General features: G+C 51.3%; 18 protein-coding genes and 1 tRNA gene. 9 read left to right on the top strand and 10 right to left on the bottom strand.

Features of this window, described 5'->3' with window-relative positions; all coding sequences use genetic code 11:
* Positions 1 to 3: 3 nt before the first annotated feature.
* From AC3WQT_RS15830 to AC3WQT_RS15820, 3 genes are all read left to right on the top strand, one after another.
* Complete coding sequence (locus AC3WQT_RS15830; RefSeq protein WP_492704994.1) at positions 4 to 2,352, top strand: Tex family protein; 2,349 nt, start codon at positions 4 to 6, stop codon at positions 2,350 to 2,352.
* Between the two features lie 293 nt (positions 2,353 to 2,645).
* Positions 2,646 to 4,166 carry an aldehyde dehydrogenase gene (adh, locus tag AC3WQT_RS15825; protein ID WP_492704993.1) on the top strand — a complete coding sequence of 507 codons (1,521 nt, stop codon included), beginning with the start codon at positions 2,646 to 2,648 and terminating at the stop codon, positions 4,164 to 4,166.
* Between the two features lie 190 nt (positions 4,167 to 4,356).
* Positions 4,357 to 4,746 carry a DUF779 domain-containing protein gene (locus tag AC3WQT_RS15820; protein WP_492704991.1) on the top strand — a complete coding sequence of 130 codons (390 nt, stop codon included), beginning with the start codon at positions 4,357 to 4,359 and terminating at the stop codon, positions 4,744 to 4,746.
* On the opposite strand, the gene AC3WQT_RS15815 is transcribed toward AC3WQT_RS15820, so the two are convergent.
* Entirely contained in the window at positions 4,747 to 6,594 is a 1,848-nt protein-coding gene (locus tag AC3WQT_RS15815; RefSeq protein WP_492705068.1) for a sigma-54-dependent Fis family transcriptional regulator, read from the bottom strand.
* Positions 6,595 to 6,877: 283 nt separating this feature from the next.
* Between AC3WQT_RS15815 and grxD the strand changes: the two genes are divergently transcribed.
* Positions 6,878 to 7,189, top strand: a complete 312-nt coding sequence (gene grxD, locus AC3WQT_RS15810) for a Grx4 family monothiol glutaredoxin (RefSeq protein ID WP_110256538.1) — start codon at positions 6,878 to 6,880, stop codon at positions 7,187 to 7,189.
* Positions 7,190 to 7,196: 7 nt separating this feature from the next.
* Entirely contained in the window at positions 7,197 to 7,787 is a 591-nt protein-coding gene (locus AC3WQT_RS15805; RefSeq protein WP_492704989.1) for a UbiX family flavin prenyltransferase, read from the top strand.
* A gap of 192 nt (positions 7,788 to 7,979) precedes the next feature.
* Here AC3WQT_RS15805 and AC3WQT_RS15800 read toward each other — a convergent pair whose 3' ends face one another.
* Complete coding sequence (locus AC3WQT_RS15800; RefSeq protein ID WP_492704988.1) at positions 7,980 to 8,822, bottom strand: hypothetical protein; 843 nt, start codon at positions 8,820 to 8,822, stop codon at positions 7,980 to 7,982.
* Positions 8,823 to 8,990: 168 nt separating this feature from the next.
* Here AC3WQT_RS15800 and AC3WQT_RS15795 point away from each other — a divergent pair, with 168 nt between their 5' ends.
* The gene (locus AC3WQT_RS15795) at positions 8,991 to 11,078 is read left to right on the top strand and encodes an esterase-like activity of phytase family protein (protein ID WP_492704986.1); all 2,088 of its coding nucleotides are present in this window, start codon (positions 8,991 to 8,993) and stop codon (positions 11,076 to 11,078) included.
* A gap of 55 nt (positions 11,079 to 11,133) precedes the next feature.
* On the opposite strand, the gene AC3WQT_RS15790 is transcribed toward AC3WQT_RS15795, so the two are convergent.
* Positions 11,134 to 12,030, bottom strand: a complete 897-nt coding sequence (locus AC3WQT_RS15790; RefSeq protein ID WP_492704984.1) for a LysR family transcriptional regulator — start codon at positions 12,028 to 12,030, stop codon at positions 11,134 to 11,136.
* Between the two features lie 78 nt (positions 12,031 to 12,108).
* On the opposite strand from AC3WQT_RS15790, the gene AC3WQT_RS15785 reads away from it, so the two are divergent.
* A complete protein-coding gene (locus AC3WQT_RS15785; RefSeq protein ID WP_492704982.1) occupies positions 12,109 to 12,537 on the top strand; it encodes a DoxX family protein in 429 nt (142 codons plus the stop codon).
* 14 nt (positions 12,538 to 12,551) lie between these two features.
* Positions 12,552 to 13,214, top strand: coding sequence for a glutathione S-transferase family protein (locus AC3WQT_RS15780; RefSeq protein WP_492704980.1), 663 nt, complete (start codon positions 12,552 to 12,554; stop codon positions 13,212 to 13,214).
* Positions 13,215 to 13,261: 47 nt separating this feature from the next.
* On the opposite strand, the gene AC3WQT_RS15775 is transcribed toward AC3WQT_RS15780, so the two are convergent.
* The 7 genes from AC3WQT_RS15775 to petA all read right to left on the bottom strand — a co-directional run bounded on the left by AC3WQT_RS15775 (position 13,262) and on the right by petA (position 19,961).
* The gene (locus AC3WQT_RS15775; protein WP_492704978.1) at positions 13,262 to 15,451 is read right to left on the bottom strand and encodes a S9 family peptidase; all 2,190 of its coding nucleotides are present in this window, start codon (positions 15,449 to 15,451) and stop codon (positions 13,262 to 13,264) included.
* Between the two features lie 184 nt (positions 15,452 to 15,635).
* Positions 15,636 to 15,711 (bottom strand) — tRNA-Thr (locus AC3WQT_RS15770).
* Positions 15,712 to 15,769: 58 nt separating this feature from the next.
* Positions 15,770 to 16,261, bottom strand: a complete 492-nt coding sequence (locus AC3WQT_RS15765; RefSeq protein WP_492704976.1) for a ClpXP protease specificity-enhancing factor — start codon at positions 16,259 to 16,261, stop codon at positions 15,770 to 15,772.
* Between the two features lie 123 nt (positions 16,262 to 16,384).
* Positions 16,385 to 16,996, bottom strand: a complete 612-nt coding sequence (locus tag AC3WQT_RS15760) for a glutathione S-transferase N-terminal domain-containing protein (protein WP_110256517.1) — start codon at positions 16,994 to 16,996, stop codon at positions 16,385 to 16,387.
* 151 nt (positions 16,997 to 17,147) lie between these two features.
* The gene (locus AC3WQT_RS15755) at positions 17,148 to 17,912 is read right to left on the bottom strand and encodes a cytochrome c1 (protein WP_492704974.1); all 765 of its coding nucleotides are present in this window, start codon (positions 17,910 to 17,912) and stop codon (positions 17,148 to 17,150) included.
* Positions 17,913 to 17,934: 22 nt separating this feature from the next.
* Complete coding sequence (locus AC3WQT_RS15750; RefSeq protein ID WP_492705066.1) at positions 17,935 to 19,347, bottom strand: cytochrome b; 1,413 nt, start codon at positions 19,345 to 19,347, stop codon at positions 17,935 to 17,937.
* Positions 19,347 to 19,961 (bottom strand): ubiquinol-cytochrome c reductase iron-sulfur subunit, encoded by a 615-nt coding sequence (gene petA / locus AC3WQT_RS15745; RefSeq protein WP_492704972.1) that lies wholly within the window; start codon positions 19,959 to 19,961, stop codon positions 19,347 to 19,349. Before petA ends, AC3WQT_RS15750 begins: the two co-directional genes overlap by 1 nt.
* Before the next feature lie 378 nt (positions 19,962 to 20,339).
* On the opposite strand from petA, the gene mscL reads away from it, so the two are divergent.
* A complete protein-coding gene (gene mscL, locus AC3WQT_RS15740) occupies positions 20,340 to 20,759 on the top strand; it encodes a large conductance mechanosensitive channel protein MscL (protein WP_492704971.1) in 420 nt (139 codons plus the stop codon).
* Positions 20,760 to 20,815: the final 56 nt, after the last annotated feature.

The following is a 20,815-nucleotide window of genomic DNA, read 5'->3' as shown; positions in this document are numbered from 1 at the left end:
TTTATGTTGCCTTCGATTGAACAAAGACTCGCCGTAGAGCTGGCTGCCAAGCCGGTTCAGGTTGCCGCTGCTGTTGCCTTGCTGGACGAAGGTGCAACCGTCCCGTTTATTGCCCGTTACCGTAAAGAAGTGACCGGTGGCCTGGATGATATACAGTTGCGCCTGCTGGAAGAGCGCCTGCGCTACCTGCGCGAACTGGAAGACCGCCGCACCGCCATCATCGCCTCGATAGAAGAACAGAGCAAGATGACGCCAGTACTGCTGGACGCCATCACCCACGCCGAAGACAAGACCCGTCTCGAAGATTTGTACCTGCCATACAAACCCAAGCGCCGCACCAAGGCCCAGATCGCTGTTGAAGCTGGTTTGCTGCCACTGGCCGATGCCCTGCTGGCCGACCCGATGCTGAACCCGGATACCGAAGCGGCGAATTATCTGAAACCTGCCTTCACTACCGACAATGGCGACAACCCCGGAGTGGCAGATGCCAAAGCCGCACTCGACGGCGCGCGCCAGATCCTGATGGAACGTTTCTCGGAAGATGCGACCCTGTTGCAAGCCCTGCGTGAATACCTGAATGACCACGGCATCGTGGAATCCAAGGTCGTTGCCGGCAAAGAAGAAGCCGGTGAAAAATTCGCCGATTATTTCGACTATTCAGAAACCCTGGGCACCATCCCTTCCCACCGTGCTCTGGCCCTGTTCCGTGGCCGCCGCGAAGAAATGCTGACCGTGACCCTGCGTCTGGACAGCGAAGAGGAAAAACCGAAGTGGGATGCGCCGCTGAACCCCTGCGAAAGCCGCATTGCTGCCCGCTTTGGCGTCAGCCAGAAAGACCGCCCTGCCGATAAGTGGCTGGTCGATACCGTACGCTGGGCCTGGCGCGTCAAAGTCTTCATGCATCTCGATACCGAACTGATGGGCAAGTTGCGCGAAACCGCAGAAATCGAAGCCATCAATGTATTTGCGCGCAACCTCAAAGCTCTGTTGCTGGCTGCCCCTGCTGGCCCACGTGCCACCATGGGTCTCGACCCTGGCCTGCGCACCGGTGTCAAGGTAGCGATCGTTGATGCGACAGGCAAGGTGGTCGAACATGCGACTATCTACCCACATCAGCCACGCAATGACTGGGATGGTTCCCTGCATGTACTGGCACAACTGGCGGCCAAGCATAATGTTTCGCTGATCTCTATCGGTAACGGTACGGCATCGCGTGAAACCGACAAACTGGCGGGCGACCTGATCAAGCTCAAGCCAGAACTCAAGCTGACCAAGATCGTGGTCTCTGAAGCTGGCGCATCGGTGTATTCCGCCTCTGAATTCGCTTCCAAAGAATTGCCTGACCTGGATGTCTCCATCCGTGGTGCGGTATCGATTGCACGCCGCCTGCAAGACCCATTGGCTGAGCTGGTGAAGATTGATCCCAAGTCCATCGGTGTTGGTCAGTATCAGCACGATGTCAGCCAGTCACAACTGGCACGTTCACTTGATGCTGTAGTCGAAGATTGCGTGAATGCGGTGGGTGTCGATGTGAATACAGCTTCTGCGCCTTTGCTGGCACGCGTGTCTGGCCTGTCATCGAGCGTGGCGCAAAGTATCGTTAATTTCCGCGATGCCAAGGGCATGTTCAACTCGCGTTCTGACCTGCGTGCAGTACCGCGCCTGGGTGACAAGACTTTCGAGCAGGCAGCCGGTTTCCTGCGCATCATGAATGGCAGCAACCCGCTCGATGCGTCTGCTGTCCACCCTGAATCTTATCCGCTGGTAGAAAAAATCCTGGCGGATATCAAGAAGGATGTGAAGGGTGTCATCGGTGATTCTGGCTTGCTGAAGTCTTTGAACCCTGCCAAATACGCCGATGAAAAATTCGGTGTGCCGACCATTACTGACATCATAGGCGAGCTGGAAAAGCCGGGCCGTGACCCACGTCCTGAATTCACCACTGCTACCTTCAAGGACGGCGTGGAAGAAATCAAGGATTTGCGCCCTGACATGATTTTGGAAGGCGTAGTCACCAACGTTGCCGCCTTTGGCGCTTTCGTTGATATCGGTGTGCATCAGGATGGTCTGGTACATATCTCTGCCTTGTCCAACACCTTCGTCAAGGACCCGCATACAGTTGTTAAAGCTGGGCAGGTCGTCAAGGTCAAAGTGCTGGAAGTCGATGTCAAACGCCAGCGCATCGCCCTGACCATGCGCCTGACAGATGCTGCACCTGTAGCTGGCAGCAAGCCTGAACAGCGCGGCGACCGTAATGATGCCAAACGCCTCAATCAACACCGCTCACAAGCCCAGGCACCAGCACCTGCTGGCAATGCCATGGCGGCGGCGTTTGCGAAATTGCGTGGATAAGTAATAACTAAGCAATAAGTACGTAATGAACTCACTGATCAGACTGTCCCAAATTGTGACAGTCTGATCAGTGTTGCGAAATAATGTGACATCTGGATTTTCCACTTATCTCTTCTCAGCAAATCCTTCTCCAGCATCAGCAGTAAATTCCCCTCTGTACCTTCTCCACCTCCAGTCTGCACCTGCTGTGTTTTTCCACCGGGAAAACATTCCCAGCATGGCACGCCGTTTGCGTAGTTATTCCCGTGTCGCAGCACATGCGCACCATCTAATCAACAACGGAGACCACCATCATGAACATGGCAGACATCAGCAAACTAGGTATCAGCAATCCTTTCGCCAAACGCTACGATAATTTTATCGGTGGCAAATTTGTGGCCCCGGTCAAGGGTGAATATTTCGAGAACATCAGCCCTGTCATCGGCCAGGCATTTTGCGAAGTAGCGCGTTCCACCGCAGAAGACGTGGAACTGGCACTCGATGCTGCCCATGCTGCAAAAGTGGCCTGGGGCAAAACTTCACCAGCTGACCGTGCCAACATCCTCAACAAGATTGCGGACCGCATGGAAGCCAACCTGAGCCTGCTGGCCACCGCAGAGACCATAGACAACGGCAAACCCATACGCGAAACCATGGCGGCAGACATCCCGCTGGCGATTGACCACTTCCGTTATTTTGCTGGTTGCATACGTGCGCAGGAAGGCTCGGTTTCACAGATCGATGACCAGACTTATGCCTATCACTTCCATGAGCCACTGGGCGTCGTCGGCCAGATCATCCCCTGGAATTTCCCTATCCTGATGGCAGTGTGGAAAATGGCACCCGCCCTGGCTGCAGGCAATTGCATCGTCATGAAACCGGCAGAACAGACACCCGCCTCCATCATGGTACTGGTTGATCTGATCAAAGACCTGTTACCACCCGGTGTCTTCAATGTCGTCAATGGTTTTGGCCTGGAGGCTGGCAAGCCACTGGCATCAAGCAAACGCATCGCCAAGATTGCCTTTACTGGCGAAACCGGTACTGGCCGCCTGATCATGCAATATGCCTCGCAAAACCTCATCCCCGTGACCTTGGAACTGGGTGGCAAATCACCAAATATCTTCTTTGCCGATGTCATGGAAAAAGATGATGCCTTCTTCGACAAATGCCTGGAAGGCTTTGCCATGTTTGCACTGAACCAGGGTGAAGTCTGCACCTGCCCTTCGCGCGTGCTGATACAGGAATCCATCTATGACCAGTTCATGGCCAGGGCCATCAAGCGCGTCGCCGCGATCAAACAGGGCAACCCGCTGGACAGTACCACCATGATAGGTGCACAGGCTTCACAGGAACAACTGGAAAAAATCCTGTCTTACCTGGACATAGGCAAACAGGAAGGCGCGCAGCTCCTGGCTGGTGGTGAAAGGAATGTACTCGAAGGCGACCTGGCCAAGGGTTATTACGTGAAACCTACCATCTTCCAGGGTCACAACAAGATGCGTATCTTCCAGGAAGAAATATTTGGTCCGGTGGTTTCCGTGACTACCTTCAAGGATGAAGAAGACGCAATAGCTATCGCCAACGATACCCTGTATGGCCTGGGTGCTGGCCTGTGGACACGCGATGGTTCCCGCGCCTTCCGCGTTGGCCGCGCCATCGAAGCTGGCCGCGTCTGGACCAATTGCTATCACCTGTATCCAGCGCATGCGGCATTTGGTGGTTATAAACAATCCGGCATAGGACGTGAAAATCACAAGATGATGCTGGATCACTATCAGCAAACTAAAAACCTGCTGGTGAGCTATAACCCGAATGCGATGGGGTTCTTTTGATTGACATTTAAGACCTCTCAACACAGAGGCACAGAGGAAGGAAAAGCGGCCTGCATGCCGCCTTCGTTCCCCTGGCAAGTAGCATGCTACTTGCTTACGCAACGATAAACTTTTGCAAAAGTTTATTCCCTCCTCCGTGTCTCTGTGGTGAGCTTTTTGGTCTTTACGTAAAACAACCGAAACAAACAAAATGACCAACACACCCGCCCGCGTCACAGCCACACCTGCTGCGCTGGAATTTATCAGCGCGCTGCAAACCAAATACGGCCCGCTATTATTTTTCCAGTCTGGCGGTTGCTGTGATGGCAGTTCGCCGCTTTGTTATGCCAGGAATGAATACGGCATCGGTGATGCCGATGTGTATCTGGGTGATCTGGATGGCACACCGTTTTATATGGGCAGCGATCAGTTTGAATACTGGCGGCACACGCAACTGATCATCGATGTCGTCAATGGCATGGGTGGCATGTTTTCACTCGACAATGGCACAGGCAAACGCTTCCTGACACGCTCACGCCTGTTTACGGATGAAGAAAATGATTTGCTGGGTACCGCGGTCTTGCACGGCCCGCAAGCTTGATCAATCATTCTTCAAAGCCGCCAGCTTGCGGTAGATTGTGTTACGCGACACCCCCAGGGCCTTGGCTGCAGCAGTGACATTGCCCTGATGTTGTTGCAAGGCTTGTTGTATGGCATCCATTTCCAGGGCGTCCAGACTAGCGGGTGTTTGGCTCAAAGCTATGGTGGCGGGCTTGAGTGCCACATCCATATCTTCCAAAAAATCCTCAGGCAAATGTTCGAGGCGGATTTCCATATCGGCGTCCGTCATGACGATGGCGGTGCGCAAGAGATTCGTCAGTTGGCGGAAGTTGCCTGGCCAACCATGGGCATGAAATAATTGCATGACCGCAGGCGCTATCCTGTATTGCCTGCCTTCGCTTTCTGTCGCCAGAACTTTGGCTATAACGACATCGAGGTCCGTGCGTTCGCGCAGCGGTGGCAGGCGCACTACCAGGCCATTCAAACGGTAATACAAGTCGTCACGAAATTCACCTTTACCTATCATGTCGCGCAAGTTGCGGTTGGTGGCGCAGATCAGTGCGAGGTTGACGGGGATGGATTTGCTGCTACCCAGAGGTGTCACCATGCGTTCCTGCAAGACCCGCAGCAAACGGGCTTGCAAATTGAGTGGCATATCACCGATTTCATCCAAAAATAGCGTACCGCCATTGGCTTGCAATATCTTGCCGACATTGCCTTTCTTGCGCGCGCCAGTGAATGCGCCATCTTCATAGCCGAACAGTTCTGATTCAATCAGGGTTTCTGGTATGGACGCACAATTCACTGCAACAAAGGGGCCGGATTTACGGGGTGAATCATTGTGTACAGCCTGGGCCAGCAATTCCTTGCCTGTGCCTGTCTCGCCCGTCACCAGTATCGAGATATCACGGCCTATGACGCGTTTGAGTTTATCGATGGCGCGGGCAAGCTGCTCATCCCCGGTATCCAGATAATGCAGGCTGGACAGCTTGGATTTGACTTCTGCTGCCTGCGGTTCACGCGCATTGTCCAGCACATGCCTGGCGGCGGCTGATGGACGCTTGAGGCTCTGGCTTCTGGCATACACCCGCACACCATTATGCAGACACAGCGTCAGCAAACCCGGTGTCGCAGTGCGGTAGTGTTCATGCAGGGCCGACACTGGCAAGCCAAACAAGGAGCTGAAGGTATGTGCCTGCAAAGCTGAAAGCGGTAAACCCAGCTGGAACAAGCCGCTGCGGCTGGCGGATAAAAAGCGGCCATCGCTGTCAAAACAGGCGATGCCTTCCATCAGGGTGCCCAAAAATTCCGGGCGGCTGTGAAAACTCAGTTTGATGGCATCCTGAAAAGAAGAGGCAAATAACTGGTTTTCTATCATCTGCGCCGACATGCGCACCAGGGCCATGGTGTGCTTATGGAAATTATGCTGGTCACCCGTCACATCCAGCACACCGATGACATTGCCCATGACATCAAAAATAGGTGCGGCTGAGCAAGTCAGAAAATTGTTAGCTTCAAGATAATGCTGGTCTGCATGGACGATGGTAGGTGTTTTTTCGGCAATGGCCGTGCCTATGGCATTCGTGCCCTTGCTGCGTTCAGACCAGGCAACGCCGGGGCTGAGAGCCACCCTGTCCGCTTTTTCCAGAAAATCAGCGTCACCGAGGGTGTGAATGATGAGCCCATTCACATCGGTCAGGATGACCATATTATGCGTGTTGATTATTTGCTCATACAGAGTTTCCATGACGGGCAAAGCATGCTGATGCAAGACCCTGTTTTGCTCCAGCAGGGTCTTGAGATCAGTCTTGCCCAAAGGGCCATAGTCTGGCGCAGCCGTACGCGGCAAGCCATAGGCGGCAGAGCGTTCATGTGCCTGTTCTATCATCATGTGGGCAGATGAAGCAGAACTTATGCCAGGGCCAGGCTTTGTTTGCCCGGAGGAAATTCCAGTGTCACGCATTTGCATACGGGTCTCCAGCAACATGGCCAATTTTTTGGCTCTAGGTAGGATGTTAAGCACTTAATGTAACACTAATAGCTGATGGTGCCGGAAACTGCAAATTGATTTGCATTAAGTTTCCAGCAGTCAGATACGGTGCTGCGGCACTATGAGAGGCTTTCTACTATAATGCTGGTATTCGCAATTCAAGTATTTAAGGAAGATAGCCATGAGCGACGTACAAAGCTGGATCAAAGAAACTGTTACTGCAAACCCTGTCGTGTTATTCATGAAGGGTACTGCCCAATTCCCGCAATGCGGTTTTTCTGGCCGTGCGATTCAATTGCTGAAAGCCTGTGGCGTGCAAAACATGGTCACCGTGAATGTGCTGGAAGACCCGGAAGTACGCCAGGGCATCAAGGATTTTTCCAACTGGCCTACCGTACCGCAACTGTATGTCAAAGGCGAATTCGTTGGCGGTTCTGACATCATGAATGAAATGTTTGACAGCGGTGAATTGCAGACTTTGCTGAAAGACTAAGCAAGGCATGACTGATGCCGCAGCCCCCAAGCGCCTGATTGTTGCCATTACCGGTGCAACAGGTGCCATCTATGGTGTGCGGCTGCTGCAAGTCTTGCGTAATATTTCTGGCGTGGAAAGCCATTTGCTGATTTCAGAAGCAGGTGTACTGAACCTGCATCAGGAAATGGACTTGAAGCGCAAAGATGTAGAAGCTCTGGCCGATGTTGTCCACAATGTGCGCGATGTCGGTGCCAGTATTGCCAGCGGCTCTTTTTTGTCAGATGGCATGGTCATCGCACCCTGTTCGATGAAAACCCTGGCAGCAGTGGCGCATGGTTTGTCCGACAATCTCATCACCCGTGCCGCCGATGTGGTCTTGAAAGAACGTCGCCGCCTGGTTCTGATGGTGCGAGAAACACCCTTCAACCTCGCGCATTTGCGCAATATGACCGCCGTCACAGAAATGGGCGGCGTCATCTTCCCGCCCCTGCCCGGTTTTTACCACCGCCCGCAAAGCATAGAAGAGATGGTCGACCATACCCTTGGTCGCGTACTCGACATGTTTGCCTTGCCGCATGAGCTGACGCCACGCTGGCAAGGCCTTAAAGATTCTTAGCGGATTTACACAAAACCGCCCCAGCTGCGTTGCAGCTCCCGCATTTAGTAAAACCCGGTACTAAAGTACTGTCTTCGTCGCTACGGTGTTTTGGGGTTTCAGACAGCATGTTGTCTGCCAACGTAACGAAGCTCTCTTGCAAGAGAGCTTACCTAAAGCGTTAGCCTTGCTGGGACAATTGTGTGTAAGTCCTTAGTACCTGTCCATGATGAGCTGGGTCTTCAGCGAATCTTCTGCCACAAACCATCCACGCGAAATCAGGTATGCCTGCAATTCATCATGCTTGGCTGATGCTGTTGCTTCGCTCGTGGTCTTGAAAGAAGCTTCAACGATGTAGTCAGTACCTGTGCCTGCCTGGTTCAGGATAGGCCAGACTTCGATATACAGTTTCAGACCACTCCAGGTGCCGACTGAGCGTTTGGCTAGTATCGGGCCATACTTGCGCGAATTATCGAGCATAGACGTGCCCCAGCCGCCATACAGCCAGTTATTCAGCTTGCCCGGGATATTCTTTTTGAGCAAGCTGCGGGAGTCACTGCTGGACGGCAAGTCCATGCCGCTGTAACCGGATTTGCTGTCAGTCTTACTGTTGGAAATACTCAGGGTTTTCTTTTGATAGCCCCATTCAACCTGGGCTTCGTAATTCTTTTCGGTAGAGTCAAAGCCTTCTGCGTTGGCTTTATACAAGGCTTCACTGATATTGCCATTGTCTATGGCATAGCGCTTTTTGTAGGTCAGCTCAAAATCACTTTCACCTTCTGTCTTGCGTATCCGCGCTATCCAGGTATTACCGTAAATATCTTTGGCATTGGTATCCATGAACAGGACATTCATCTTGGTCACGGATGTTGGCATATTGAAGGTGTTAAGCACTGTGCTCTTGAGTTTGTGGTCGGCATCCAGAACCACATTCGGGTTCATGAGCAATTTGACTTCATAGTCAGGGACCATATTGCTGGCGGCAATAGCATTAGCCAAAGGCAGCAGCAAGCTCAGAGCGAGACCGGTTATTGTGCGTACAGCAAATTTCATCATGACAGGCACTCCATAGAAAAGGTGCGCACACTATAGTTGTCATTTATGACCTTAACATTACGACAGCCAATCAGAGGTGGCTATGCTGTCATTGCTGCGTCACATGCCGCTAGTACATTCGCGGGCAGGCATTTTCACGCAAATTTACTACTCAAAAGGTCATATCAAATGAAGCAAAGTAGCAAAAACCTGATGCTGGGCATCAGTAGTCTGACTGCAGCAATGTTGCTCACGGCCTGCGGCGGCAGTAGCAATAGTACGGTCACCACTCCGGCCACACCTACTCCGGTGAGTGGCGTATTCCTCGATGCCTCAGTTGAAAACCTGGATTATTCCATCGCTGGCGGCAGCAAGCTCAGTACATCGGCCACCGGCGGTTTTAACTGCAACGTGGGCGATACAGTCGCCTTCTCAGTCGGCGGTATCGCCCTGGGTAATGCGCCTTGCGCAGCAACTGCTACACCATTGACCCTGGCCAATTCCAGCAACGTCAAGGATGACAGCGTCGTCAACCGCCTGCTGTTCCTGCAATTGCTGGACGAAGACAATGATGTTGCTACCGGTATCAAAATACCTGCTACAGTAAAGACTGCACTCGCTGGCCAGACTCTGGACTTCAATGCCACTGCTGCCAACTTCAATACGGCACTGACGGCAACTCTGGCCAAGCTGCCAGCGAATTACCAAAAGCTCACCGTGGATGCAGACCGCCGCACCCTGGTACGCGAACATTTTGAAGACACCATGGCATCCAAGCTGGGCACACCTGTCGTTGATACTGTGACGCAAACCAATGCCCTGGGCACGGTCAGCGCCGCCATCACGCGCTATCAGGTGCAGGCTGCTGATAATTTCTTTGTGCCGTATGAGGGTACGAATGCCGCAGTCAAGGCAGAATTCCCGAAAGGTTTCTTGCCATCTTATGGCTCAGGCCTGACCTTCAAGGGCAAAGCCGCTGATGGCTCGCTGGAATTCTATGGCATCACCGACCGCGGCCCGAATGGCGATGGCCCCAAAGTGCCTAACTCTGTCGTCACTGCAGGTGCCACTGGTACCAGCGATGCCAAGTTCTTTCCTTCCCCCAGCTTCACACCTTCATTTGGCCTGATCAGCATAGGCAAGGATGGCGCGGTACTGAAATCCAGCACGCCCATCAAATTCAGCTCCACCATCAATGCATCTGGTCTGTCTATCGCGGCTGGCAAGGTTGGCTCTTCTGCCGAAGTACCTTTGAATGATGCAGCCAAGTTTGATGCCAGCAGCAAGACTACTTTCAGCGACTATGGCCTCGATACTGAATCCATCGTCTATGACGCAGCACGTGGCGTGGTCTGGGTGTCGGATGAATACGGCCCTTTCATTTTGAAGATTGATGTTGCCACCGGCATCATCCTGAAAAAATACCAGCCAGGCACAGGTACAGCCGACCTGCCCGCTGTCTTGCTGAAACGCCGCGCCAACCGTGGCATGGAAGGTCTGTCACTGGAAGTCGCCACTGGCAAATTGAATGGCTTTGTGCAAAGCCCACTGGATGATGGCAAGGCCAATTACCTCGTACCAGGTGCAACGGCAGCGACCAGCGAAAGCATCAAGGACTATGCCAAATTCAACCGCTGGGTAGAGTTTGACCCGACCACAGAAAAAACCAGGTTGTATGCCTACCCTATTGACAGCACGCAATACACCGCAGGCAAGACAGGCAATGCCAAACTGGGTGACATGGTGTCACTGGGGAATGGCAAATTCATCGTACTTGAGCAAGGTACGGGCCCGGATGGCAAGGCCTTCAACAAGCTGATGCTGGTGCAAGTACCGGGCAATGCGACCGATATCGCCAACATGGGCACAGACCTGGAAAAAAGCAGCATGACAGGTACAGCAGTCAATGGTGTCAATTATGCTGATGTGGTCTTGCTCAAGAAAACACAGTTGTTTGATTTGAACAATGCAGGCTGGCTGGCCGAAAAAGCTGAAGGTCTGGCGCTGGTCGATGAAAACACCCTAGCACTGACCAATGATGATGACTTTGGCATGAAAACTGTGATCCTTGATCCTACCGGTGCCATCGTGGTTGGTGCAGACGTCACCAAGTGTACGGTCGATGCCAATGGTGCCATGACCACTACCGCAGGTGCACTGGGCTGTACCGCAGGCAATACCATGCGTGTAGCCCGTGGTGCAGATACTGAACGCCCTAACCGTATCTGGCTGTTCAAGTTCAGCAAGAAACTGGCTGACTTCAATATCCCTTCCTGATATTGTCTTACCGATAGAAAGCCGCTGTGAGTGATCAAGCTCACAGCGGCTTTTTTCAATTCAAGACCATCTCTTGCGACAAGTAAGAATACACCGCCGACACCCGGCGCAAATGCCTGGCCTCGGTATGCGTGAGCAGCCATAGTTCGGTCTGGCATTCATCCAGCACATCACTCAGTTGCACCACATCTTTGCGTCCCTGTGCGAGGAATAGCGGCAAGATACCCAGGCCCAAGCCCTGCCCCACCAGCTCTGCCACGGTGAGTATGCTATTGACCTTATAGGTCGCCTGCAACTTAGGAAAATGCTTCTTGCGCCACACCACAGATGGATGCTCTGGCAAGGCATCGTCAGGTGCTACCCAGTGATGGCGCTGAGCGACATCAACATCAAAGTGCTTTATCCTGGTGGCCTTGCCTGCATACAAAGCCACCCGTATAGGCCCCAGGTGTTTGCCTATCAAATGCTGAGGTGGCCGCTTGCTGGCCCGTATGGCAATGTCGGCATCGCGCCTGGTCAGGCTGGCCAGCTCATTGCCTGCATGCAGGTCCAGACTCAGGAGAGGATGCAGCAATTGCAAGGGCTTCAAGACAGGTGCCAGCAATCCATGCAATATGGTGTCTGTGGTCGTAATACGCACGGCTCCTGCTACCTGGTCTGGCTGCATTTGCATGGCTGAACGGGCAGCTTCAAGCTGCGCTTCCATTTGCTCTGCATGTACCGCCAGTTCCTGCGCCAGCTCATTGGCCTGATAACCAGTGCGTGAACGTTCAAACAGGCGCTGCCCCAGGCCTTTTTCCAGCTTTTGTATACTGCGGAAGACAGTGGATGCATCCAGTGCCAGCCGTTCTCCTGCCTCAGCCAGTTTGCCGGTACGCACCAGCGCCAGCACCACTTCAAGGTCAACCGCAGTTAATCTGTAATTTAGTCTATATTGCGTTTTTGCATTCATAGTTTGCTTTCATGCCTATTTTCATTGCAAATGCGAAATCATATAGTAACTCCATCAACCACTTTTTTGGAGAACAAAATGACTCATTCAAACCCTTCTATCTACCAGGGCAGCAATGCCTACGGTATCACCCTGTTACGCATCAGTCTGGGTACCATGTGGATAGCCCATGCCTTGCTGAAGCTCTTGGTGTTTACCCTGCCCGGTACGGCACAGTTTTTTACCAGCATAGGGTATCCGGGCTTTCTCGCTTATCCCGTGTTCGCGCTGGAATTACTCGGTGGCTTGGCGCTGGTACTCGGCATCTACAGCCGCCAGGTTGCACTGGCACTGGTGCCCATCATGGCAGTTGCCGCGACTGTGCATTTTGGCAATGGCTGGGTGCATACCAGCCCAAATGGTGGCTGGGAATATCCAGTGTTTCTGATCGTGACTTCAATTGCCGTCTGGTTGCTGGGTGACGGGGCATTTGCCCTGCGCCGCAGCTCACGCTTTTCACTGACATAAGAGAGGGACAAATCATGAGTAATCAATATACCCTGATCAGCCACAAGCTTTGCCCTTATGTGCAGCGCGCGGCCATTACCCTTGCAGAGAAAGGTCTGCTGTTTGAACGTATAGATATAGACCTGGCGAACAAGCCTGACTGGTTCCTGCAAGTGTCACCACTGGGCAAAACGCCAGTGTTGCTGGTGGATGGACAAGCCATCTTTGAATCAGCAGTCATATGCGAATACCTGGATGAAACCATGCCACACCGCCTGCATCCAGAAGCTGCACTGGAAAGAGCGCAACACCGCGCCTGGATAGAATTTGCCTCTGCCACCCTGAATAGCATAGGCGGTTTTTACAATGCCGCAGATGCACAGATCCTGGATGCCAAAGCAGCAGAGCTAAAAACCAAGTTTGCACAACTGGAAAAGCAGATTGGCGATGGACCTTATTTTTCAGGCGAAAATTTCAGTCTGGTGGATGCGGCATTTGCACCAGTATTCCGCTATTTTGATGTGTTTGAACAGATAGCAGATTTTGGATTTTTTACTGAGCGCCCTAAGTTAAAAGCATGGCGGCAAAGCCTGCAGGCACGGGTCTCAGCACGAACTGCTGTCAGTGAAGATTATTCCGCTTTATTACATGCTTTCTTGCATGCACGTCATTCTGCCTTGTCAGCTTTGATGTCATAAAAAAACGGTGCAGATTTTTCTGTACCGTTTTTTTGTATCTCAAATAATCAGAGATTATTTTTCAAAAATTCCCATTTGGCTTTTTGCAGTGACCACATGGTCCAGTCGCCACGCGGGCCATGACCTGCACCGGGATACAATTGCAGGCTGTAATCCTTGCCATTCTTGATCAGTTCATCAATAAACATGATGGTATTTTGCGGATGGACATTGTCATCCATGGTGCCATGCATGAGCATGATCTTGCCGCTCAGGTCTTTAGTGGCTTTCAACACGCTGCCCTTGTCATAGCCCTCTGCATTGTCTTGTGGCAGACCCATGTAGCGCTCGGTATACACGCTGTCATACAAACGATAATCCGTCACTGGCGCGCCAACGAAACCTATCTTCCAGGCCTTGCTGTGGGTCATCGCATACGAAGTCATATAACCGCCATAACTCCAGCCATTCAGGGCTATCCTGTCCATATCTGCCCAGCCCTGCTTGCGCAACCATTCCAGGCCATCAAGCTGGTCTTGCAATTCCAACTGGCCCAGTTTCTTGTGTATGGGCCAGGCGCTGACCAGGCCCTTGTTACTGGCACTGCGGTTATCCAGTATCCAGACGATATAACCTTGCTGCGCCAGGAAGTGGTGCCAGAGATTGTTGTTCCAGCGATCAACCACCTGTGGTGCCATGGGGCCAGAATACAGATGCTGGTAAACCGGGTATTTCTTTTTCGGATCAAAATCCGGTGGCAGGAAAAGCAGGCTTTCCATCAGGAAGCCATCACGCGATTTGATTTGCTGCTGCATGACTTTAGCCAGTTGCAGACCCTGCATTTTTTCGGGCGCACCAACATCATCGACCAGTTTCAGTGAGGCCCCTTCGGCATTGAATACCGCCTGCTTTGGCGCTTGCTTGAGACTGCTCCAGCTATCAATGAAATGCGTATAGGCACTATTCCAGCGTGCATTGTGGGTGCCTGATTCTGTCGTCAGTCTTTGCCGCTTGCTGCCATCAAGATTGACGGCATACACATCATTACCTATGGGGTTGCGTTCATTGGCTGCAAAAAAGACTTTGCCTTTGACTTCATCAACGCCATAGACGCTGCGGATATCCCAGTCACCCTTGGTGATCGCGCCCTTGAACTGATATTGCTGGTCATAGCGATACAGGTGATGGTGACCTGTACGATCAGATTCCCAGACAAAACTGCCATCTTTCAAGAATTGTGGCAAAGGCAGGCGCTCCACCCAGGCCGGGCTGCTCTCGCGCAGTAATTGCCTGCTGCGATACTGAGCATCATAGATACGCAAGTCCAGCCAGGTTTGCACGCGGTCTTGCCAGGATGCCAGCAACTTGCCATCCGGCGTCCAGCCTACCTGCACGATCAGGGTTTCCTTGCCTGCATAAGGGTCTTCAGTCCAGCTGGTTTTGCCCGTCATATCCACGACACCCAGCTTGACTTCAGGATTAGGGTCACCGGCCTTGGGGTAGCGCGTACGTTCGCTCCTGATAGGTTGTGCATGGTCGCCGCTGAGGGTATAAACAGGAACCTTGCTTTCGTCAAAACTCAGGTAGGCGATTTTTTTGGAATCCGGTGCCCACCAGAATGCACGCAGGCGGCCACGGCCATAAATCTCTTCCATGTACACCCAATCAAGGCGGCCATTGAAAGTGGTTTCATTGCCACCTGTGGTCAGGCGCTTTTCTGTGGCATCTGCGACATCCGTCAGATAAATATCATTCCCCTTCAGATAGGCGACTGATTGCAGGTCTGGCGACAAGATCGCTTCATCTTCTACCTGATCTGGCGTATGTGTCAGTTCCCTGACCTTGTTCAATTGCAGGTCAAGCAGCCACAAATCATTTTTATATGTGAACAGATAAGACTTCAAGTCAGGCTTGATTTGCGGCGTCAGCTTATCTATCTGGGCTTTGGCCTCTTTTTCAGGTATGCCCGCAGCTGTCATCATCGCCAGGATATTGCCATCTGCCAGTAAAGCCTGTTTTTCCCAGGTCGCTGGATTAACCACAAACTGCTGCACCACCCCAGCCGTATTCTGGGTTTCTATGAGCCGGTTTTGCGCATCCCAAGCCAGGCGAGTCAGGGGTTTGACATCAAATTTTTCTTTTTTTGTCGGGTGATAAATCATTTCAAGGCTGAGCATGCCATCCTGGGCCTGCGCAACACTACCACCGGCAAGAACAGGACTGATGGCCAACAAAAAAGACGCGATACGAATCCGCATAAAACTCCTATGCCATAAATTGAAGAAACAGTGTGTCAAAGCCCATGCATGGAAATTTAACAGATACGGATTATGACCGTGACAGACTTGTGCAGTTCAAGAAAAATTCGCTTTGTGAAATAAACCGGATTCTTGAGTGATAAAGAAAAAACCCACCGTTATTGCTAACGATGGGTTTTTAATTTGGTGCCGACTGCCGGAATCGAACTGGCCACCTGATGATTACAAGTCAACTGCTCTACCAAATGAGCTAAGTCGGCGAAACTTTTTTCGTTTTTGCTTCGTTGCCGTTGCATTCCCGAAGACCAAGATTATAGGCTACTTTATTATTTTTAGCGAGGGCTTTTCTGATTTTTTTTCAGATTTTTTTATTTCGTCTGCAGAAACCGGATTTTCTACTGGTGTCGGCTTGCTACTGACTGCCGCCAGACCAAGTACAGGCTTGGTATTTTCTTCAACTTCATTGGCTGCGTCTGAGCTGTCTTCCTCTGCTTCGCTGAGATCAACTTCAAACGCCATGCCCTGGCCATTTTCACTGGCATACACTGCCAGCACGTTTTCTACCGGTACATAGATTTCCCGGGATACACCACCAAAGCGGGCCTTGAAGGCAACCGCATCATTATCCATCTTGAGGCCACTGGTCGCGCCGAAACTGATGTTGAGTACAATTTCACCGTTCCTGACGAACTCCATGGGCACGCGTGCAGCATGGTTGACCTTGACCGCCATATAAGGCGTATAGCCATTGTCGGTGCACCACTCATAGATGGCACGCATAAAATAAGGCTTGGTAGATATTTCTTGCATGTTTATACAATCGGTGAAAATGTATGTTAAGAAGTGCTTTAAGGTACTTTAGGCGGACAGCCCAAAAACAACAAGGCTGACGTTTGCATCAGCCTTGTTATCTTATCCTGAAACAGGTCTTGCTTATCTGCGCATGACTTTTTCAGATGGTGTCAGTGCCTCGATGTAGGCAGGACGGGAGAAAATACGTTCTGCATATTTCATCAAAGGTGCTGCTGTCTTCGACAATTCTATACCGTAGTGATCGAGGCGCCACAACAATGGGGCAACGGCCACGTCGAGCATGGAGAATTCATCGCCCAGCATGTATTTGTTCTTGACGAACAAAGGTGCGAGCTGAGTCAGGCGGTCGCGGATTTCTGCACGAGCCTTGTCCTGTACTTTGGCCGACGCAGTGTTCTTGTCGTTTTCCAGAGTATGGACATGGATGAACAATTCTTTTTCAAAATTGAACAACATCAAACGGGCGCGGGCGCGTTGCAGCGGGTCTGCCGGCATCAGTTGCGGATGCGGGAAGCGCTCATCGATGTATTCGTTGATGATATTGGATTCATACAATATCAATTCACGTTCAACCAGGATAGGCACCTGACCATAAGGGTTCATGGTCGAGATATCTTCAGGCTTGTTAAACAGATCAACATCGCGGATTTCAAAATCCATGCCTTTTTCGAACAGAACCAGGCGGCAACGTTGAGAAAATGGGCAGGTTGTACCCGAGTAGAGAACCATCATTTTTATAGTTCCTTAGAAACGATCAGGGCGAGGAGCCAGTTTAGCGCACCTCACCCCTTGGATTACACGTCCGTCTACGACGGAGAAAAACGGACGATCTCAAAAAATTTCTGGCTCATGCCGTTATCAGCGCAAGCCCGAAACCTTACATTTATTTTACTTCTTTCCAGTACGATGCATTCAAGCGCCATGCCAGAGTTGCCAGCGTAGCCAGGAACAGCAAGACCCAGACGCCGAGGCGCTTGCGTGTGCTTTGTGCTGGTTCGCCCATCCACTGCAAGTAGGCAACCAGGTCGCCGACAGCATTGTCATATTCTATCTTGCTCATCGTGCCAGGCTTGACAGTGTCAAAGCCAGCGACCTTGTGAATCTTTTTGGATTCATCATGCGGATCGCTTTCTTCTACCATCTTGATGGTACGTACACCTTGCAATTCCCACAATACGTGAGGCATGCCAACGTTAGGAAACACCAGATTGTTCCAACCACTTGGGCGGGAATCATCTTTGTAGTAAGTACGCAGATAAGTGTAAATCCAGTCAGCACCAGTACCGGCACCGGATGCTTTTGCACGGGCAATCACGGACAAATCAGGCGGCACTGCGCCAAACCAGTCCTTGGCATCCTTGGCTGACATGGTGGTTTTCATCAGGTCGCCAACTTTTTCACCAGTGAACAACAGGTTTTGCTTGATTTGCTCATCTGTCAAACCGATATCTTTCAAACGGTTGTAACGCATGGCCGAAGCAGAGTGGCAATTCAAACAGTAATTGACGAACAGCTTGGCACCATTTTGCAAAGCAGCCATGTCCGTAGAACGGTCAGGGGCGCTATCCAGAGGGATGGTGTCACTATTTGCCAGTACCATTGCAGGAGCAAATGCCAGCACAGCGATCAGTTTTTTAAGTAATTTCATGCTTATTCTTCCTCGCTTTTTCTCAGTGCGCTGCAAATGTAACGCGCTTTGGCACGGGCTTAAATGTGCCCATTGCACTCCACCATGGCATCAGCATGAAGAAGCCGAAGTAAATGATCGCGCAAACTTGGGAGACACGCTCACGAACTGGTGAAGGCGGCTCCACACCGAGGTAACCCAGGGTAATGAAAACAATACCGAAGACGATATACACATATTTGTGCCAGTCAGGACGATAACGTATTGATTTAACTGGAGAAACATCCAGCCATGGCAAGAAAGCCAGGATCACGACGGAACCGCCGAACAATACCACACCCCAGAATTTTGCATCGAGACCAAAAGGCATCATGCCGACAATGGCGACCAGTGCAATAGCTGCAATCGCGATTTTCAGCAATTGATGCAACTTGGTAGTCATCCAGATCAATACGACATAAGCCGCTGCACCAAACTGTACAACGTACAGGAACTCAGAAGTGGTCGCACGCAGAATCGAGTAGAAAGGCGTGAAATACCAGGTCGGAGCAATATGCGACGGCGTTTTCAGTGAATCAGCCGGGATAAAGTTATTGTACTCAAGGAAGTAGCCACCCATTTCCGGTGCAAAGAACACGACTGCACTGAAAATCGTCAGGAACACAGTCACGCCAAAGATGTCGTGGAAAGTGTAGTAAGGGTGAGAAGGCACACCATCAACAGGGTGACCATCAGGGCCCAGGTTTTCTTTGATTTCGATACCGTCAGGGTTGTTGGAACCCACTTCATGCAAGGCGATCAAGTGAGCAACCACCAGACCCAGCAAGACCAGAGGAATAGCGATGACGTGGAAGGAGAAGAAGCGATTCAATGTCGCATCAGAGACCACATAGTCACCACGAATCCACAAGGACAGATCAGGGCCAATGAAAGGAATGGCACCAAACAGGTTAACAATAACCTGGGCACCCCAGTAAGACATCTGACCCCATGGCAGCAGGTAACCGAAGAAAGCTTCGGCCATCAGACACAGGAAAATCGCGAAACCGAACAACCAGATCAGTTCACGTGGCTTGCGGTAAGAACCGTACAGGAAAGCACGGGTCATATGCAGGTACACGACGATGAAGAATGCCGAAGCGCCAGTCGAGTGCATGTAGCGCACCAGCCAGCCCCAGGGCACATCGCGCATGATGTATTCAACCGAAGCAAACGCCAGGTTGGCATCAGGTTTGTAATGCATGACCAGGAAAATACCGGTAACGATCTGGATAACCAGTACCAGCATCGCCAGGGAACCAAAGATGTACCAGAAGTTAAAGTTCTTTGGTGCGTAATACTTGCCCCATTGATCATTCCACAACTTGGTCAGCGGAAAACGGGAATCAACCCAGTTCAAGGCCTTGTCCACGACAGGTGCGTCTGCCGGGAGTTTTTTCTCAACAAATGCCATGATCAGGCCTCGCCTTTCTCATCTTTACCGATGACGATTTTGGTTTCCGACAAAAACATGTGAGGAGGCACATCCAGGTTTTGTGGAGCTGGTTTGTTTTTATACACACGTCCGGCCAGGTCGAAAGTCGAACCATGGCATGGGCAGAGGAAGCCGCCATTCCAGTCATCAGGCAAAGATGGCTGTGCACCCGACTGGAATTTGGAACTTGGAGAACAGCCCAGGTGGGAACAGATACCGACCGTTACCAGAATGTCGCTATGCTCTTTGCGTGAACGGGTCTGCTTGTCGCAGTACTCAGGCATCGCCATGGTGTAAGGTTTTTCCGATTTTGGATCGGCAACCTTGTCTTCAGTCTTTTTCAGACTGTCCATCATTTCTTGAGTGCGTTTCAAAATCCACACTGGCTTACCACGCCATTCTGTCGTTTGCATTTCGCCCGGCTTCAAGGACGAAATGTCCACTTCCACCGGCGCACCTGCCGCCTTGGCGCGCTCGGATGGCTGGAAAGTGCTTACCAGCGCACCTGCCGTTGCCAAGCCTGCCACACCACCCGCCGCGCAAGTGGCGACGAGTAAACCGCGACGGCCGGAATCGACCTGCTTTTCGATACTCATACCAACCCCAATCTGTCAATAATCAAAACTTGATGAAGCAAAAACCCAGCTTCTAGCAACCTTAAATTATAAATGACCCGGATATGGTTTTAAAGAAAAAGATATCCGAAACGCCAACTTGCTGGCATTTTTCAACAATTCAAGCCCGAATCGCATGTTCGGGCTGGCTGGATTTGTACTTTGAGCACAAAATCACGGGCAATAATAAGTATTTCGGCATTAAGAGAAAAGAAAATTGACAAAAAACTGCGGGCTTTTCATATACTTTGCGCATTAGAATCTTGCTACTTGAATTTTGGACATGCATTTTTGTAGTTTATTTTGCACCAGAATTCGCTCTTTACCACCCCTTTATCAGTCTCTCAAAGGAGAATTCCCATGGGTATGTTGCAAGAATTTAAAACATTTATCAGCCGGGGCAATGTCGTTGACCTGGCAGTTGGCGTCATCATTGGCGCTGCTTTTGGCAAGATCGTTGATTCTCTGGTTGGCGATATCGTCATGCCCGTGATCGGGCGCATCGTCGGTGGCCTTGATTTTTCCAACTACTACATCCCGCTGAATGGTCAGGGCACGCATCTGGTGCTGGCAGAAGCAAAAAAAGCGGGTGGTGTTATCGCTTATGGTAATTTTGTGACTGTCAGCGTCGGTTTCGTTATCCTGGCTTTTGTGATTTTCCAGATGGTGAAACTGGTCAATGCGCTCAAAAAGGCAGAGCCAGCACCGGAACCTGCGCCAGAGGTCACCCCTGAAGATGTATTGCTGTTGCGTGAGATCAGAGACGCCTTGAAGAAGTAAGAGAAAAACTTTTATTTTTCAAAAAACCAATTCAAAAAAACAATTTCAAAGTCCCC

The organism is Undibacterium sp. FW305-107 (assembly GCF_058788535.1).
This window is presented reverse-complemented; position numbering and strand designations above follow the sequence as displayed.